The organism is Maricurvus nonylphenolicus (genome assembly GCF_042854845.1).
In the GTDB taxonomy this organism is placed as follows: Bacteria; Pseudomonadota; Gammaproteobacteria; order Pseudomonadales; family Cellvibrionaceae; genus Maricurvus; species Maricurvus nonylphenolicus.
Genome location: NZ_AP031498.1, coordinates 2,475,123 through 2,492,597 on the forward strand (window position 1 = coordinate 2,475,123; position 17,475 = coordinate 2,492,597).

The 17,475-nt window shown below is 48.3% G+C and carries 18 protein-coding genes; 13 read left to right on the forward strand and 5 right to left on the reverse strand.

The window, feature by feature from the left end:
- The first annotated feature begins 3 nt into the window (after positions 1 to 3).
- The 9 genes from ACGHZ6_RS10570 to ACGHZ6_RS10610 all read left to right on the forward strand — a co-directional run bounded on the left by ACGHZ6_RS10570 (position 4) and on the right by ACGHZ6_RS10610 (position 10,630).
- Positions 4 to 1,527 carry a pyridoxal phosphate-dependent decarboxylase family protein gene (locus ACGHZ6_RS10570; RefSeq protein ID WP_390618820.1) on the forward strand — a complete coding sequence of 508 codons (1,524 nt, stop codon included), beginning with the start codon at positions 4 to 6 and terminating at the stop codon, positions 1,525 to 1,527.
- Positions 1,528 to 1,530: 3 nt separating this feature from the next.
- A complete protein-coding gene (locus tag ACGHZ6_RS10575) occupies positions 1,531 to 3,381 on the forward strand; it encodes an IucA/IucC family protein (RefSeq protein ID WP_390618822.1) in 1,851 nt (616 codons plus the stop codon).
- The gene (locus ACGHZ6_RS10580) at positions 3,378 to 4,055 is read left to right on the forward strand and encodes a GNAT family N-acetyltransferase (protein ID WP_390618823.1); all 678 of its coding nucleotides are present in this window, start codon (positions 3,378 to 3,380) and stop codon (positions 4,053 to 4,055) included. Before ACGHZ6_RS10575 ends, ACGHZ6_RS10580 begins: the two co-directional genes overlap by 4 nt.
- Positions 4,055 to 5,419 (forward strand): lysine N(6)-hydroxylase/L-ornithine N(5)-oxygenase family protein, encoded by a 1,365-nt coding sequence (locus ACGHZ6_RS10585; protein ID WP_390618824.1) that lies wholly within the window; start codon positions 4,055 to 4,057, stop codon positions 5,417 to 5,419. Before ACGHZ6_RS10580 ends, ACGHZ6_RS10585 begins: the two co-directional genes overlap by 1 nt.
- Before the next feature lie 28 nt (positions 5,420 to 5,447).
- Positions 5,448 to 7,268 (forward strand): IucA/IucC family protein, encoded by a 1,821-nt coding sequence (locus ACGHZ6_RS10590; protein ID WP_390618825.1) that lies wholly within the window; start codon positions 5,448 to 5,450, stop codon positions 7,266 to 7,268.
- Between the two features lie 20 nt (positions 7,269 to 7,288).
- Positions 7,289 to 7,897 (forward strand): GNAT family N-acetyltransferase, encoded by a 609-nt coding sequence (locus ACGHZ6_RS10595; protein ID WP_390618826.1) that lies wholly within the window; start codon positions 7,289 to 7,291, stop codon positions 7,895 to 7,897.
- A 26-nt stretch (positions 7,898 to 7,923) separates the two neighbouring features.
- Positions 7,924 to 8,862, forward strand: a complete 939-nt coding sequence (locus tag ACGHZ6_RS10600; protein ID WP_390618827.1) for an ABC transporter ATP-binding protein — start codon at positions 7,924 to 7,926, stop codon at positions 8,860 to 8,862.
- Between the two features lie 10 nt (positions 8,863 to 8,872).
- Complete coding sequence (locus tag ACGHZ6_RS10605) at positions 8,873 to 9,646, forward strand: ABC transporter permease (protein ID WP_390618828.1); 774 nt, start codon at positions 8,873 to 8,875, stop codon at positions 9,644 to 9,646.
- 87 nt (positions 9,647 to 9,733) lie between these two features.
- Entirely contained in the window at positions 9,734 to 10,630 is an 897-nt protein-coding gene (locus ACGHZ6_RS10610; RefSeq protein ID WP_390618829.1) for an AEC family transporter, read from the forward strand.
- A 5-nt stretch (positions 10,631 to 10,635) separates the two neighbouring features.
- Here ACGHZ6_RS10610 and ACGHZ6_RS10615 read toward each other — a convergent pair whose 3' ends face one another.
- The 5 genes from ACGHZ6_RS10615 to ACGHZ6_RS10635 form a co-directional block, all read right to left on the reverse strand.
- The gene (locus tag ACGHZ6_RS10615) at positions 10,636 to 11,190 is read right to left on the reverse strand and encodes an SLATT domain-containing protein (RefSeq protein ID WP_390618830.1); all 555 of its coding nucleotides are present in this window, start codon (positions 11,188 to 11,190) and stop codon (positions 10,636 to 10,638) included.
- A gap of 73 nt (positions 11,191 to 11,263) precedes the next feature.
- Positions 11,264 to 11,800 (reverse strand): DUF924 family protein, encoded by a 537-nt coding sequence (locus tag ACGHZ6_RS10620; RefSeq protein ID WP_390618831.1) that lies wholly within the window; start codon positions 11,798 to 11,800, stop codon positions 11,264 to 11,266.
- Between the two features lie 198 nt (positions 11,801 to 11,998).
- Entirely contained in the window at positions 11,999 to 12,673 is a 675-nt protein-coding gene (locus tag ACGHZ6_RS10625) for a class I SAM-dependent methyltransferase (protein ID WP_390618832.1), read from the reverse strand.
- A gap of 11 nt (positions 12,674 to 12,684) precedes the next feature.
- Positions 12,685 to 13,362: a glutathione S-transferase family protein gene (locus tag ACGHZ6_RS10630; protein ID WP_390618833.1), complete on the reverse strand. Its 678-nt coding sequence runs from the start codon at positions 13,360 to 13,362 to the stop codon at positions 12,685 to 12,687.
- 76 nt (positions 13,363 to 13,438) lie between these two features.
- Positions 13,439 to 13,783: a winged helix-turn-helix transcriptional regulator gene (locus tag ACGHZ6_RS10635; RefSeq protein WP_390618834.1), complete on the reverse strand. Its 345-nt coding sequence runs from the start codon at positions 13,781 to 13,783 to the stop codon at positions 13,439 to 13,441.
- Positions 13,784 to 13,891: 108 nt separating this feature from the next.
- On the opposite strand from ACGHZ6_RS10635, the gene ACGHZ6_RS10640 reads away from it, so the two are divergent.
- From ACGHZ6_RS10640 to ACGHZ6_RS10655, 4 genes are all read left to right on the forward strand, one after another.
- Entirely contained in the window at positions 13,892 to 14,515 is a 624-nt protein-coding gene (locus ACGHZ6_RS10640) for a glutathione S-transferase family protein (RefSeq protein WP_390618835.1), read from the forward strand.
- Positions 14,516 to 14,564: 49 nt separating this feature from the next.
- Complete coding sequence (locus ACGHZ6_RS10645; protein WP_390618836.1) at positions 14,565 to 15,260, forward strand: cupin domain-containing protein; 696 nt, start codon at positions 14,565 to 14,567, stop codon at positions 15,258 to 15,260.
- A 214-nt stretch (positions 15,261 to 15,474) separates the two neighbouring features.
- The gene (locus ACGHZ6_RS10650) at positions 15,475 to 16,254 is read left to right on the forward strand and encodes a FadR/GntR family transcriptional regulator (protein ID WP_390618837.1); all 780 of its coding nucleotides are present in this window, start codon (positions 15,475 to 15,477) and stop codon (positions 16,252 to 16,254) included.
- Positions 16,255 to 16,294: 40 nt separating this feature from the next.
- Entirely contained in the window at positions 16,295 to 17,464 is a 1,170-nt protein-coding gene (locus tag ACGHZ6_RS10655) for a glutathione S-transferase family protein (protein WP_390618838.1), read from the forward strand.
- The last annotated feature ends 11 nt before the right edge of the window (positions 17,465 to 17,475 follow it).

Genomic DNA, 17,475 nt, shown 5'->3' on the forward strand with positions numbered 1-17,475 from the left:
GTAATGAGTAGTTTGTCTTCCGAAGCTGTATTTGAAACAGATGCGGCCGAGTATATCGATACCCAAACCTGGCAGGAATTCTTTTTACAGTCAGGCCCTGAAGGTACTGAGGTTTTTCAGCAGAAGCTGAAATCCACGGTAAATCAATTGGCCAGTGTTCTGGCTGCAGAGGATAAACCTGCACCCACTGAAAATGCCAGACAAATGGGTGAGCAGGTCGCTCTGCAGGGGGAAATCGGATTAGCCGGTATTCATCTTGAAGCACTGCTGCAGCAGGCTTTACCGTTATTGGTAAAAGGCGCTGTGCGTGTCGATCACCCGCATTGTGCCGCGCATTTGCATTGCCCGCCATTGATTCCGGCGCTGGCTGCTGAAATTGTCCTGACGACACTGAACCAATCAATGGATTCCTGGGATCAGGCGCCAGCGGCAACCCATATTGAACAGCATATGGTGGATTGGTTGTGCGATCAGTTGGGTTATTCGACTGCAGCCGATGGTAGCTTTACCAGTGGTGGTACCCAGTCCAATTTAATGGGGCTGTTGTTAGCCCGTGATAAGGCAATGAATGCATTGCAAAATGATAGTCGTTGGGTGCAGCAGCAGGGCGTTATCAATCATCGCTTTGCCAATTTTAAAGTCCTGTGTTCACGCACTGCACATTTTAGTATAGCCAAGTCCTGTGCCTTGTTGGGGCTTGGTGCGCAGGCGGTTATTGCCGTGGATACCGATGCTGAAGGCGCCATGGATATGGCGGCGCTGCAGCATGAGCTGCAAACGCTAAAGGAAAGCCAACAACAGGTTTTAGCTATCGTGGCGACGGCGGGTACAACCGACCAGGGTGCGATAGATCCTATTGATGCAATGGCGACTATTGCGCAGGAGCAGGGCTGTTGGCTGCATGTCGATGCGGCCTATGGTGGGGCGTTACTGTTTTCCAGTCATCGCCATCGGCTAAAAGGTATAGAGCAGGCTGATTCAGTCACTGTAGATTTCCATAAAATGTTTTTCCAACCGGTGAGTTGTAGCGCCTTATTGGTGAAGGATCGTCAAAACCTGGCGCCGTTGTGTTTCCATGCTGACTATCTCAGCCGGGAAGGGGACAGCGAGCCGAATCTGGTCGACAAATCCATGTCGACAACCCGCCGATTTGATGCGCTGAAACTGTGGTTGTCTTTCCGCAATCTGGGGTTGAAAAACTTTACGGCAATGGTAGATGGCCTGATAGATCTGACCCAGGCAGTGGCCGACCTGATAGTTGAGCGCAAAGAATTTATCTTGCTGAGCCAACCCTCTATTAGCACCGTCTTATTTCGCTTGGCCCCAGAGGCTTGGCACAGCGATGCCTTTCACCAGCAGCTGCGTCGGCATCTTTTGCAAACCGGACAGGCAGTTATTGCCGAAACCCGAATCGATGGTGATGTTTGTTTGAAACTAACATTACTCAACCCTTGTACTCAGATAGCGGATATTGATGCCTTGTTGGACATCATTATTAACGCTGCCGAAGAATTATCTGCGAGTTAACCCATGGCGATTAGTTACAGTCAACAACTCACCTCTAATCTAAGTTATCAAATCGTTATTAACGCTTATTTGCGTGAAGTAGAACATAGCTGGAAATTTGTTAGCAACACTGACTATCAGGGGTTGCCTGAGGGGTGGGATAAATACGAAGGGTTACTGTTGATCGACCTGCCTCAACAGGGCACGGAAATCCTGTTGGCTGTGAGCTACTGGTCGTTAACGCTACGACATCAATTTCTGTTCCCGGTCTTGTGTCGCCCACGCTCGACGTCTGATAAGTGGCAAGAGTTGGAATTGTGTCACTTTGTCTCCCTGACTATGCGAGAGGAAGGCCTACATAATCATCGTGGTAGTGGTGAACTCAATACCTTGATGTTGCGTTGTATGATCAGTCAGAAAAATACTGAAGATTTTGTTCGCCTGCGAGAAGTGGAATTAGCAGACATAAATGATGGTCGCCCCCTGTCTTTTATCGACAGTGAGCAAAGTCTGGTTATTGGTCACCAGTTGCACCCGGTCGCCAAAAGCCGGGAAGGGTTTTCATCCTCAGATTTACTGCGCTATTCACCAGAAACCGCGCAGCGATTCCAGTTGCACTATTTTGCTGTGGATGCCGATCTGGTGCATCAGGATTCTGCGCTGGAAACATCAGCGATGGAACTGATCAAGCAGCAGTTGGGCAAAGAGTTGGAAGTGAACAAGAATACACAGCAACAAGCTCTGGCCAAAGATGCGTTAACCAGCGATAAACAAGCTTTGATACCTGTGCATCCTTGGCAAGCCAGTTATCTACGCAATCAGGATGAAGTGCAAACGCTGGAAGCCCATGGCCAGATCGCCTACTTGGGGCCATTGGGCACTGACTTTGCCGCGACGACTTCTATTCGCACGGTATTCAGTGAATCCTGTCCGTTTATGTATAAGCTTTCGCTGAATGTACGAATCACTAACTCTGAGCGGGTAAACAAATCCTGGGAGTTAGATCGAGTGCTGGAAACCGCGCGTATGATGCAACTACCAGTCGCCGAGGATATTAAAACCAGTGCACCGGATTTTGTCATTGTTAATGAGCCTGCATATATCAGTATAAAAGTTGATGGCAAGGTGCTGGATGGTTTCTCCTGTATTTTCCGTGATGCCAGTCACTTTACGGATCCAGCACGGGATATCAGTGCAGTAACCACCTTGGTGCAGGATAATCCCCTGGGTGGCCCAAGCCGTCTGGCGAATATTATCCATAGGCTTGCCGAACAGGAAGGCCGCTCTGTAGAAGCCGTAACCATGGATTGGTTTGACCGCTATGTCACTGTCTCGATTGAGTCGCTGATGAAGCTGTTTATTGATTGGGGCTTGTGTTTTGAACCGCACGGACAAAACACCCTGATTGAGTTGGAAGACGGTTATCCTTCGCGTTGTTTCTGTCGTGACGGTCAGGGTTTCTTCCATCGCCAGGCTTCTCACGCAGACTGGTGTGAGATTATGCCGGGCAAAGGCGAAGTGACGGAATCCATTTTCCCCGAAGATTTGGCTCGCGAGCGATTAATTTATTACCCGTTTATCAATCAGGTGTTCTCTGTCATTAACGCCCTGGGGACCCAGCGACTGAGTGATGAAGAGCAGTTGATGGCGCGTTTGCGTGAGCGTATGAGCGCTTTGGCAGATCAGCCTCAACGTTATCCTTTCAGCTTGCTGGAGGTGCTTGAAAACAGTGAGCGCCTGCCTTGTAAGGGCAATCTGTTAACACAGCTGTACAACATGGATGAGTTGGTGGGGGATATTGCTACCCAGTCGGTTTATGTGACCTTACCCAATATTTATTCATCTAAAGCAAAAAAACAGGCAGAGGCCGTATGACGGCTACGCAAGCCAATGCACCTTTGCCATCGGTAGCGCAAGCCTATTCTCGCCAGTATGACTATGTAGTTTCTGGCGCAAGAGAAAACGTTAAATCGTTAGAGATATGCCTGAAACCAGCAAGTTTGAATGATCTTGGTTTAGTACACCAGTGGATGAACTATCCCCATGTGGCTGAGTTTTGGCAGCAGGCCTGGCCGGAGGAGAAGATTGCTGGCTATTTAGAGCAGCAAATTAACTCTTACCATAACGTGATGATTGTCAGTGTCAATCAGGTGCCGGTGGCTTACACCGAGCTTTACCCGGTTATTGATGATCCTTTGAGTAAGCGTTGCGATCACAGTGCAGAGGATTGGGGTTGGCATTTATTGGTCGGGCCGCCCGAATTTGTCGGATGCGGACTAACGGCTGCGGTGGGCCATGCCATTGTTAGCTACCTGTTGGAGCACACGATTGCCGATGAAATCTTTTGTGAACCGGATTATGCCAATCAGCGCATGATCCGCTTTGTCTCTCGGTTGGCGCATCAGGACCGAGGTTTAATCCAGTTAGGCGAAAAGTGTGCCCGCTTGATGGTGTGCCGTCGTGAAGATTTTGAAACCTTATCGTTACCTATATTAACCTATACCCCTGTAGCGGGTGTTGAAGATGATTACATCAAGGAGCAGTTGTAATGACCAGTGAAAATGCCAAAACACTCGATGTTATTGGTGTAGGTTTAGGGCCTTTTAATTTAAGTCTGGCAGCGCTATTACATCCGTTAACGGATATTGAAGCCATGTTTTTTGAAAGTCGCGATCAATTTGATTGGCACCCTGGTCTGATGATGGAAGACTGTACTTTACAGGTGCCTATGATGGCCGATCTGACGACTATGGCCGATCCTACCAGTGAGTTTACCTACTTAAACTATTTGCACCGTACCGGACGTCTGTATAACTTTTATTTTTATGAGGAATTTCTGATTCCTCGCAGTGATTACAACCGTTATTGCCAGTGGTCTGCAGAGCAAATGCACAGTTTGCGGTTTAGCCATACGGTTACGGCGATCAAAGCCAATGGTGAAGGTTACCAGGTGGTGGTTCGGGATAACACTTCCCAGTTGGAAACGATTTACCAAGCCCGTCATGTGGTATTGGGTACCGGTAGTGTGCCTGCAATCCCTGAAGGTATTCAGCACTTGAAGGGTAACGCGAATTGTATCCACTCGGCTGCTTACCTGCAGCGCAGAGCAGAGCTACAAGCATCTAACTCTATTACTGTTATTGGCGCAGGACAGAGTGCAGCTGAAATTGTGCTGGATCTGCTGGATGAACAGCCTCAACACGGTTATGAGATTAACTGGTTAACGCGAGGTGATGGCTTCCTGCCAATGGAGTATTCCAAGCTGGGATTGGAACACTTCTCTCCGGATTATATTGACTACTTCCATCAGTTGCCGGAAGCCACACGGGATAGTATCCGTAAAGGCCAGGATCTCTGGTATAAGGGAATTTCTGATTTCACCATTGGTGAGATCTATAACCGTATTTATCGTAGAAGTATTGGCAATAAACCTGTACCCATTACATTGCAGGCCCGTAGCGAGCTGTTAAATGCAATGGCTGAGGGTGATGGTTTGCGCCTGGCGTTTGAGCATCGTGATCAGCAACAGGCTTTTGAAGTCACAACCGATAAGCTTGTCTTGGCCACCGGTCATCGTCATCCGATTCCAGATTGCCTAAGTTCTATGCTTGATTATTTCGAGAAAGATAGTCAGCAGCGACTGGTCATCAATCGTGATTACACCGTGGCAAGCAAGGTTCCTTTGGCCGGTAATCTCTATGTTCAGAATGGTGAACTCCACAGCCATGGTATTGGCGCGCCTGATTTGGGCCTCGGAGCTTACCGCAGTGCGGCCATTGCGAATCAGTTAATTGGCCGCGATCACTACGTTATCCGTAATAAGAATGTATTCCAGAACTTTGGTGTTGCTGAAAAGTGGCAGGGCTCTTCATCCAGGGATGAATCAAAAGCCCCAGAATTACTATCAGCATAAAACCGTATAAATATTGATTGGAACCCGTATGACAACCCTAGCTAAAGCTACCGCTTTTGAAAACTTAAACCCTCTGGCAGCCTACAACCCTGAAAGCTGGCAGCGTATTAACCGCGATCTTTGTGCCAAAGTTTTAAGCGAATGTATTTATGAAGAGCTGTTGCAGCCGCAGCTTGTTGATGCTGACACACATACCTATCAGTTGGATTTTGGCGATGGCAACAGTTACCGCTTTCAGGTAAAACCGCGGGCCTTCTTCGGCTTTATGCGTGTTATTCCCGACAGCCTGGTGCAGTTGCAAGATGGTGAGGAAGTCGCCCTGGAGGATGCTTACTGTTTGCTGGGTAGCCTTAATGCCGCTCTAGGTGTAAAAGCTGATACCGCAGCCTATGCAATTCGTGAGTTCTCCAATACCTTGTTGGGTGATTGTCATCAGATGGCAGCACCACGACTAACCAATGCAGAACTGTTGAAGAGCGATGAGATTCAGATTGAAAGCCAGTTAATTGCCCATCCCTGGATTATTGCCAATAAGGGGCGGTTAGGTTTCAGTTACAGCGATTACCTGCAGTTTGCCCCGGAGATGGCTCAGGAAGCGCCTTTGCTGTGGATCGGTGTAAATAAAGAGGTTGCCCAATACAATGGCCTGTCTGATCTGGATTATGAGCGCTTAATCAATGAAGAACTGAGTGAGCAGGATCGCAATCACTTTGCTGGCTTGTTGCGGGATTTGGGCTTGGCCGTTGAAGATTATCTGTATATGCCTGTTCACCCTTGGCAGTGGAACAATGAAATTGTTTCCTTATTCTGCCGCGAAATTGTTGCGCGACGTATCGTACCGCTGGATGCTGGCAGTGATAATTACCAGGCTCAGCAATCCATTCGTACCTTTAGCAATCGCGATAATCCGCGTAAACGTTACGTTAAACTGCCGATCAGTATTTTGAATACCTCAGTTTATCGTGGCTTACCGCCAGAGCGGGTACGTATTGCGCCAGCACTGAGTCAGTGGTTGCTGGACGAGGTGGCTAATGATCCTTTCCTGCGCGATGAAACACGCCTGATCTTATTGGGTGAGGTGGCAACCATTAACGTTGATCACCCAATCTATTCCAAGATGCAAGGCGTACCTTACCAGTTCCGTGAAAAACTGGCGGTGGTCTGGCGTGAAAGCGTACACAGTAAGATGGATGAAGGTGAGCATTGTGTGCCTCTGGCTGCTTTGATGCACTATGACGCCAATGGCGAACCTTTCTTGAAGTCTATAATCGCGGCTTCTGGTATGACTACCGCCGAGTGGTTACAACAATTCCTTAAAGTCGTTATGGAGCCGCTATTGCACGTGCTTTATAAGTACGGTTTTGTATTCTCACCGCACGGTCAAAACGCCATGCTGGTAATGAAAGGCTTTAAACCTTCACGCTTGGCAGTAAAAGATTTCGTTGATGATGCCAATATCTGCGTTGATCCCATTCCTGAACAGGACAGTTTACCGGAGGAGCTAGAGGATATTCTGGAGTCACTGGAAGGCCCGATTTTGATTCAGTGGATTCAATCCGGCTTGTTTGTCTGTGTTTTCCGTTATTTAACGGAAGTACTGGAAGACCATATGGATTATCGGGAAGTGGATTTCTGGCAGCAGGTACTGGAGAGCGTACAAAACTACCAGAAACGTTTCCCTGAGCTGGAAGACCGTTTTGCTGCCTTTGATTTGTTGCGACCAGTATTCCCGAAGCTCTGCCTTAACCGTGTACGCCTCTTGGATAAGGGATACCAGGACGACGCTGAGCGACCCAGCGCAGCTGTGAGCAGCATGCTGGAAAACCCTCTGGCTCTGCTCGCCAAATAACGCTTAACAGGATGACTACCATGAATACTGCAGAACACCAGCCGAGAGAGTTTCCTGGGGCTATATACCAGGAATACTTCCCGCTTATGAAGAAAACCATTTGGGCACGTAAAGTTGATATCAATCTGGATGTCGACATCATCCACACCTGGATGAATCGCCCCCATGTGGAAGAGTTTTGGCATATGGCCTGGTCAAAGGAGCGTATTGCTGACTATCTAGAAAAAGCGCAAGCGAAGGAAGGTTTCGATTGCTATATCACCTTTGTTGAAGACGAGCCCATGGCTTACTTTGAAATGTATCACCCGCATTCAGATCCTGTCGGTGCAACCTACGATGTACAGGAAGGGGACTTGGGTTTGCACGTATTGATTGGTGAGGAAAAGTACCAGCGTCGTTACATTATCCGCTTAAGTGCCTTAATGATGCGCTTGGTGTTTAACTACCACCCGGAAACCCAACGCATTATTGGCGAGCCTGATGTCAATAACACGCAAATTCAGGGTGTGATGAAGTTTGTCGGTTTCCGTTTTATGAATAACGTAACCTTGCCGGATAAAATCGGTGCTTTGCATTGCTTGCGTCGCGAGGATTTCGAACAAGCCCATGGGCCGGTGAAAGCAGCTTAATATCTCGGAATATATCGGAAGGCCCTATGCTAAAGCTTGTTGAAATCGAAAAAGATTATCCTAATACCCGCGCCTTGGACGGTGTCAGCTTTAATGTTGAGGCCGGGCAGATAATGGCACTGTTAGCGCGCAATGGTGCGGGTAAAAGTACCTTAGTGTCCATTGTAGCTGGATTGCTGCAGACCGATAGTGGTGAAGTCTGGATAAATGGTGAACAGCGTATCGGCAAAAAGCTTAGCAGTGCCAACCAGCGCCGTATTGGTATAGCGGGCCAGGAAACCGGTATCTATCCCGAGTTGACCGTTGCCGATAACCTGCGCTTTTTTGCCCAGTTGTACGGTGTGCCTCGTCGCGAGCAACAGATGCGTATGCAAGAAGTGGCTGCGTTATTGGGACTAGGCGATTTACTGGATAGACGAGGGAATCAATTGTCGGGGGGCGAAAAACGCCGTCTGCATACAGGTGCAGCGTTGATGCATAAGCCTTCACTGTTATTACTGGACGAACCCACTGTGGGTGCCGACCCGCAGGCGCGCAATGAGATCCTTGATGCGGTAAAAGCCCTGGCCAATGACGGTACAGCGGTCATCTATACCAGTCACTACTTTCCGGAAATTGAAGTCCTCGGTGCTGATATTACTGTGATGCACAAAGGCCGATTGCTGGAGCAGGGGACTCAACAGGAACTGTTGCAGCGCCATGGCGATACATCGGTCATTATAGAATTTGGTGCCGAGGTTGCTTCACAGGCTGCACGTCAGCTTTATCCGCAGCAAGGAGCGACGGATGCAGAAAGTTTCTGTCCAACTCCTAATCGATTGCGATTGGATAGAAGTCTGGCAGTGTTACCGCTTCCTCGCTTAATGGAGTTGTTGGGCGGTTTGTCAGACAGCATCGTTAATTTGGAGCGCCAGACAGCTAATCTGGAGCAGGCTTTCCTGTCGATTACCCAGCGTGGCCATTAAAGATATATCTATGTTTATTTCAACCTTTAATTCTATAGTGACTCAGGAATTGCGTATTCTACGCCGTGATCCTGCGCCGTTTACTGTTCTGTTTGTAATGCCAGCCCTGGCGCTGCTGCTGTTTACCCCGGCATTGGGGGCAGTATTGCGTGAGCAGGGACATGCCAGTGCCAGTGGTGTTGAATTGGCACTGCCGGGTATGGCAGTAATGTTTGGCAGTTTGGGCGCAGCCTTTTTGGGGTTTGCCATTTTTCGCGAGCACCAGTGGCAGAGCTGGCAACGACTACTGGCTAGTCCAGCGCCTATTACCAGTATTCTGTTAGCTAAAATGGTGGTGCCGTTGCTTTTGGTATTTGGCCAACAGCTGGTGTTATTGGTGCTGGCAGTATCCGTTTACGATATTACTTTGCCCAGTGCACTGGGTAGCTATGCGATAACGGCTTTTAGTTTTGCCTTAAATACCACCGCGCTGGGGTTACTGGCTGCTGCTTGTTGCCACTCGCTGCAGCAAATGAATGCCATCATTCATATATCGGCGTTACTTCTCGCAGCAACTTGCGGTGCCTTTATCCCGCTAGCGCAAATGCCTGAGTGGATTCAGGTGCTGTCAGTGGTAACACCGAGCTATTGGATGGTTTCTGTGCAAACACCGGTATTGCTCAATGCTGGTGAGCTGCAGCAGGTCTTGGCAGCTAATGGTTTGCTGGTATTACAAAGCATTGTCTTTTTGGCTTTGGCGGGCTTACGTTTCCGGGCTGGTGAACGTAAATACAATTGGGCCTAGGTGTTGTTAGAGTATTGAGAGTAAAATAGCATTCGTTGACCCTGAGGTACTCTTGCCTGTGGTAATCTTGAACGTAAGAGCTATTGAATGCTAACTGAAATCTTTGCCATTATCAGCCCTGTGCTGATCTGTGCCGGTATTGGTTTTTGCTGGTCCAAAACCGGTACCGACTATCCCGCAGATTTTATCTCTCGCATTGTGATGAATGTGGGAGCACCCTGTTTGATCCTCTCATCATTGCTTAAAGTCGATGCTGATTTTAGCCAGCTGGGTTTTGTGGCGGAAGCGGCCGTCATCGTGGTTATTGCCATGCTGCTGATGGGGCTTGCAATGGTTCGATTACTTAAGCTTGATGGCGCCACCTACTTACCGCCGCTTATCTTTGCCAATACCGGCAATATGGGCTTATCAATTACTTTTTTTGCCTTTGGTGATGCGGGTCTGGCATTGGCGGTCTGCTACTTTATCACCACACTGTTTTTGCACTTTACTCTGGGAATCTATCTTGTCAGTGGCGGCCAGGGCCATTGGTCTGATCAGCTCAAAGAGTTAGTACGCCAGCCGGTTCTCTATGCCATGTTAGTGGGTATGGTGATGTTGTTTGCGGACCTGGAATCACCTAAATGGTTATCAAATACCGTAGGGCTTATTGGTGGGATAACGATTCCGCTGATGCTGATTACCCTGGGAGTGTCACTGGCAAGTCTACAATTTGAAAGCTTACGGCGAAGTTCGTTATTCGCTGCTATGCGAGTGTTTGGTGGTTTGGCGGTAGGTTGGTTGATCTGTGATTTGTTGGATCTGACAGGCGTTACCCGAGGTGTGATTCTGCTACAGGCTTCCATGCCGGTAGCGGTGTTCAATTATCTGTTTGCCCACAAGTACAAGCGTAACGCGGAAGAGGTAGCGGGCACAGTCATCGTTTCAACCCTTATGGCGTTTGCGTTATTACCGTTTTTGGTGGCCCACCTTATTGCAACCTAGTCGTATCAGGCGCTGACGGGGCCTTCGCTCTGGAGTTTTTGAACGAGCGACGGTTCATTCTCATTCTTCAGTGCTTGAGCTTGTAACGCCTGCTTATAAGCTTTAGGGGGAATAATATATTCCTCCGCCCGTTGATTGATGGCGGCATACTCGGCGTTTAGAGACTCGATTTTTCCGGATAGGTGCTCCAGATCGAGAAAGCCATCAAAATACAGGGCAATGAGTCGTTCGCACTCACGGGCCACTTCCAGGTATTCGTTGCCGATTTCCCGATGGCCTTCATAGGTTTTCTGGAAGTTGAAAAAAGTCTGAATGCCACCCAGCAGGGCGGCTGCCAAGGCCAGGATAGCACCAATCCATTTACTCCAGTCCGGCAGTTCTGCCCCCAGCAGGGTAAAAAACACTGACCCCAGGACCAGGTTGATCACAATAATCGGGATACCACACAAAATATGCAGGTGGCGGCCTTTTTGTGATGCAAAGAAGTGGCTGTGTTTGCCCAGATGGGCATTGGTGCGGAGCTTTTCCAGAACGTCGATAGTGTGTGGAATGGTTTCCATGGAATTCCTTTTTGCCATGTTAAGTGTGGCTGTCAAGCGGCCATCATAGGGCAAGCGTGGTTAAATGTCTCGGTTAGAAGCTGGAACCGGGCTGCTTCAAAAACTCGATTTCTTCCTGAGTAGATTCACGGCCCACAATGCTGTTGCGATGCGGGTAACGACCGAAACGATCAATGATCTCCTTATGGCGAAGTTCAAAGTCGTAATTGTTTTCAGGTGTGTATTGTTTAAACAGCTTTTCCGCCTCCAGGTGAACAGCTGCCGATTCACTGTGCATATAGGGCATCAGCAAAAAGCAACGTTCATTGTCATCCAGGCGCTCGAGGGCACCTTGGGCGACCGCTTCCTGTGCTAGCACCAGTGCCATCGGGTCCTGACTAAATGCTTGGGGGCTATTGCGGAAAACATTGCGGGAGAACTGGTCGAGTACGATAATTTCGGCCAATCGGCCTAGATCTGTCTCACGCCAGATAAAAAGTTCTGCCAGGCTGGCCCGTTGAAGTAATTGGCCAAAGCGCTTTTCGATAGTTTTATCGAACTCCGCATCAACCTGCCACCATTGTTTGGGGTCTATTTCTTCAAACCAAAAGTTGAGGACTTCTTTATGCATAGTTAATACCTGGATAAATTATTCTTTATCTTCTAGAGATGTATCGGATTCAGCCTTCTTCTTGGCGAGAAGGGACTTTTTCTTGTGCTCCAGAATTTCCTGTTTTCTTCTATAGTAGTTTTGGTCTGATCTACGAGTAAGCCTATACAGCAAGACAATAATTGATAGACCTATTAGAGACCCAATCTCATACATCGTTTATTGTCCCTCTACAGAGGCTTCAAAGAGTATAGATGCCGGTAAGCCGGTTTCGGGATAACAAGGTTCCGTAACATTGATATTGGTATATCCCGTTTGACTGAGGAGATCCAGCCAGGATTCACGGGTACGAAAATACCAGGGCGCAGGGTCGCTAAACTGTTGGTTAAAACCATCCCAGGAGCCTGGGCGCCAGCCGTCCTGGTAGTTACCGTCACAGGTCGCTTGTGGGTGAAGGGTTTGTATTAACAAACGACCACCGGGATTTAGGCAATCAATGGAATGCTGAATAACTCTCTCTACTGATTCTTTGCCCAAGAGCGAGAAGTTACAGGCGATGACATCAAACGCTTTCGGAAAAGCTTCGGCACAAAAATCTTCATAGGCAAGGAGCTGGAAGCGATGGCCTTGTTGTTCTACAAATTCAGCAAAGTCTGCTACAGCGTCAATTCCCAAGCACGTAATGTTATATTCGGATAGGGCTGTCATTAACCAACCTTCACCGCAGCCGACATCCAGCAGGGTTTGTGTGGGTAGTCTGACAACGGCATCCACAATAGCCTGATTGGTAACGGTAGTGCGACTGGTGATTTCCTGGTCTCGAATCGCTTGTACCCAAGGAGCGACATTCTTTTGCCAGGAGTTCAGAATCTGCAGGTCGTTAAACGTTTTCATAGTGACTGCGATTAACCTAGCGGCAGCACCATAGTGTCACGATCATCAAGTGCCTTGGCCGATTTAAATGCCGGGCGGCTGTAAATACGCGCTAGCCAGGCTTTGGTGTTGGGATGTGCATCGGTGATATAACCCCGCGCATTGGCGGATTCTATAGGGTAGCTTAATAAGATATCTGCTGTGGTCAGATGGCTGCCGCCAAACCAATCCTGCTTGGCCAGGGATTGTTCTGCCTGAATTAGCAGTTTCTCCATACGCGGTTTAATAAAGCCATCGCCGGTTCTATTTAACACCGGTCGAATAATCAGATTTAGCAGGGCCGGCACGCGTTCCTGAATAATGCGAAAAATACTGTCCATTAACATCAGCGGCATCATCGAGCCCTGGGAGGCATGGAGCCAAAACAGGTGTTGGGTTCTATCCGATGAATCGGCTTTGGGGTTGAGCTGATCGTTAGGGTGCCTGTCGAGGATATAGTCAATAATCGCGCCGGTTTCAGCGAGGCAAATATCACCATCGGTAATGACGGGGGCGGTTCCCAGTGGTGATACAGCCTTATATTCATCGGGTGCCTGATGGGTCACCGGGTCACGATTGTACTTCTTGAGCTCGTATTTAACGCCCAGCTCTTCTAACAGCCAAAGCACACGAAAAGACTGAGAGTACTCGAGGTGGTGCAGTGTGATCACGCGGAACTCCTTTTGCCGATCGGAGGGAATAATGGATTAGGCTAACCCTAGCACATCTTATTGTCGGTTTTATAGCTTAGGTGAAATGCTCAGAAACTTCGCCTTGCAAGGCTTCGAGTTCATCGAGGATTCGAATAAATTTCTGGCCGAAATCGGTGACATGATACTCAACGCGAGGCGGTAGTTCGTTATATTCACGCTTTTCCAGTATGCCAAAGTCAACATTTTTCTTCAGGCATTGGTTCAACACTTTTGTACTTAGGCCTTCAACGCTGCGCACCATTTCACCTGGGCGATTGATGTTGTTGGCTAATAGTTGATACACCGTAAGGGACCATTTACAGCCATAAATGGTTTCGACCATACGTGCACTGCGCTGAGGTGCTGATTTTCGTGAAAATAAAAACTCGTTATTTTTCATAAAGATGTACCAAAAAGTACCTACCTAACCAGTTTGTGCCTACTGTGGCGAGGCGCGTGCCTCGTTTAAGCTGGATTCAGAGAATACACCTAGACAGGAATTGGTACTATGAAAATTTATGATGTTGAAGGCTTTCCCAATCCACTCCGCGTACGCGTTGCTTTAGCGGAAAAGGGGGCATTGGAGTCGGTAAGTTTTATTGCTGTTGATGTATTGGGCGGTGAGCATCGTAGTGCGGCTTTCCTGGCCAAGAACCCTGCAGGTGCGGTGCCTGTACTGGAATTGGATGATGGTACCTGTATCGCCGAGTGTTCGGCGATCATTGAATATATTGATCATCAATTTGATGGGCCGTCTTTATTGGGGGAGGAGGCCAGGCAGCGAGCTATAATTCATATGCTGCAACGTCGAGCAGAGTTTATGGTGCTGGATGCGGTAGGAGACTACTTTCATCACGCGACTGCGGGTTTGGGGCCAGCGTTGGAAGTTGATCAGCATAAGCAGTGGGGAGAAAAGCAAAAACATACGGCACTTAATGGTATGTCGTATTTTGACCGTCTCTTAGGTCAACATGAGTATGTTGCGGGAGAGACCTTCAGTTGTGCAGATATTACTCTTTATGCGGGATTGGCCTTTGCAGAGTACAGCGATATCGAAATCCCTGTAAAGCATAGACACCTGTTGTCATGGCGAGAGCGTATAGCGAAACGACCAAGTTTGAACCTGGCATAACGTGCAATGTCTGATTGAAGTGCAGAAGGAGAGGGTAAAGGAGAGGATTATGGCAATAAACGCGGATTTTGCTCAACGGGTCGTAGTGCATAGTGAGCAAATGGATTGGCAGGCATCGCCGATGGCGGGAGTCGCTCGTCGGCCTCTTGATCGGGTGGGTGGAGAAGTGGCCAGAGCAACTACTATTGTGCGCTACGAACCGGGTAGTCACTTTTCACCACATATCCATCACGGGGGGGAGGAGTTTATAGTTTTAAGCGGCACCTTTCAGGATGAGCACGGCGATTACCCCGCGGGAAGCTATATCCGCAACCCTCCATCAACACAGCATACGCCAAGTGCTGAAGATGGCTGTATTATCTTCGTAAAGTTGTGGCAATTTGAACCCGCGGATCGAACCTCAGTTAACAGACTGATCCACTCACAATTCGCATCCATTTCTGATTACGGCCCCAACATCGTTAGCCAAAGTTTATTCTCAGATGATGTTGAAAAGGTACAGGTTCTGTTTTGCGAACCCCATTGTCATCTTCAAGTCTTGCCTGATTCTGGTATCGAATTGTTGGTTCTGGAAGGCTCCTTGGTCGAAGCAGGAGATCACTTGCTGAAACACAGCTGGCTTCGTCTGCCGGTTGGGCAGGGTATGTCCGCCAAGATTGGTGAGCAGGGTGCCAGGCTTTGGTTAAAAACCGGGCATCTTGGACGGGTGGGCGCTGAAATTCAGCGGGTTCAAGCGTCTCTATAGTCTTTCATTCAAGGTTTCTCATCTCATTTCTCCTTGTTGATTTTTATCTTTGAGCTCCATTCGGGGCTCGATTTTCCGGCTATCTTTATTTGAGTATTGCAATAAATAAATTGCGTTACACAATGTTGGGTGGTATTTTTGAGTGCATTAGCGAAACGCTAAACCTTAGAAATTGCATGAACAGTGGCGGAAAGTACTTAAGGATCAATGAGTTATGAAAACCAGTTCAGCCTTGCCTGACCGCATAGCGGATTTTTTTGTAGCCAATATAGCTGCTGAGAAGCTCGAACCGGGTACAAAGTTGCCGCCTTATCGTCAATTAGCAGAAAGTCTCGATGTAGACCAAACCTCTCTGCGGGTCGCCTTGCGGGTATTAACGCGTATGGGGTTGATCAGCTCAGTACAGGGTTCTGGAATGAGAGTGAATGATTATCGAAAGGTGGCCGGGCTCGACTTTATCGATAACCTGTATCAAATAGAGGCGCTGGAGCTTGGCAGTGAACTGCTGGGGGAGGCGTTGGATATATTTATTGATATCACTCCGCGACTGCTTCCCAAGGTATTACCCAATTTGAGTGACGATGCACGCCTGCAATGCCAGGTATTACTCAATCAGTTGGTGGAAGCTGCCGAAGCGGGAAAGCCGGCGGCAGAACTAGCTTCATTGGATATCTCGGTGTTTGATGTCGTGAACTACGAGCTTCCCAGTTTATTTGCACAATTGGCACTCAACAGTTCGGAAGCTCTGCGCCTTGAATTAACAGCAAAGCTCTACGCAAGCGTTGATGCAGTTCAGCATACCCGTGCGTTAAAGGCGATATTTATGTCTGGCATGTTGGGGGATATCAATGGCGAGGAAATAGGCCAGCAACTGAAAGCGTTGATAGTGGAGGCACTTGAAAAAATCCGTGGTCATTTAACGGCTTTACCGGCAAAGCCCACGATAACGCAACCGATTATCCCGGGGGCAACGGTTTATCTTGAAATAGCTTAGCTCACATTCTTTACCTTTACATTTACCAGAGGAGCCACCAATGACAAGTTCTCAAAGTTCACCACCTAAAGTGTATGGCCTGGCGTTGTCTTATTTTACCGGCAAGCTGGAGGGTTACCTGCGCTGTAAAGGCATTGATTATACCTCTGTTAATATGGATTACAGAATGTTTGGGGGCTTGATTCCTGAAAAAACAGGTGCTGCTCAAATGCCAGCGGTTGAGCTGGCGGATGGCCGTTGGATGACAGATACCACAGCCATTATTCAGTGGTTTGAGCAAACGCATACTGATAACCCCATTATCCCGACGGATCCTGTACAGGCGTTTATTTGTTATCTTATAGAAGATTACGCCGACGAGTGGCTATGGCGTGCGGCAATGCATTACCGTTGGAGTTATGAGCAGGGGCGTACGTTGTTGAGTACCCAGATAGTGGATGCAATGCTGGGGACTCTACCGGTCCCAAAAACGATCATGCGTAAAATGATGGCTCGACGTCAGCACACTAACTTCGTAGTAAAAGATGGCGTAACCAAAGACACCTGGGATCATGTAGAAAGCGGTTACCTTAAATTGCTGGATATGCTCAACCCCATTTTGGCTGAACGCAATTTCCTTCTCGGTGATAAACCCAGCTTGGCCGATATCGGATTGTTCGGGCCGTTCTTCCGTCATTTTGGTATAGACCCAACACCAGCTGGGATTATGCGTGAGCGAGCACCAGCCGTTTATGCCTGGTTGGCTCGAATTTGGGATGGTCGTAATATTAAATCAGACCTTTCGTTTGGGCAGGGTATCCCAGATGATCTAATGCCTTTGCTCGCGGAAGCTGCTGAAACTCACCTCGAATACTTGTGCGCCAATGCTGAAGCTTATAATGCAGGAGAAAGGCGGTTCGACGTGATTATCCAAGGAATTACTTATCGCAATATGATGACCTCACGTTATCGCGTATGGTGTTTGGAAAAACTGCGAGAAAAGTTTGAATTGCTGCCGGTAGCTGCCCAGCAAGATGTCAAAACACTGCTGGAAAATAGCGGTGCATGGGAACCGTTATGGCGTATCGAGTCTTTAAATTCAGGTTTTGATAAGGAAGGTCAACTACCTTTTGCTTCAGGTATAGAAGTGTTCGCCACTGAAGAACGTGATAGGGGAGAGGCGTTTTTTGAACGCATCGTGAACTGGTTTATTCAACCATCATCAAAGTAAAGCCTGAAACG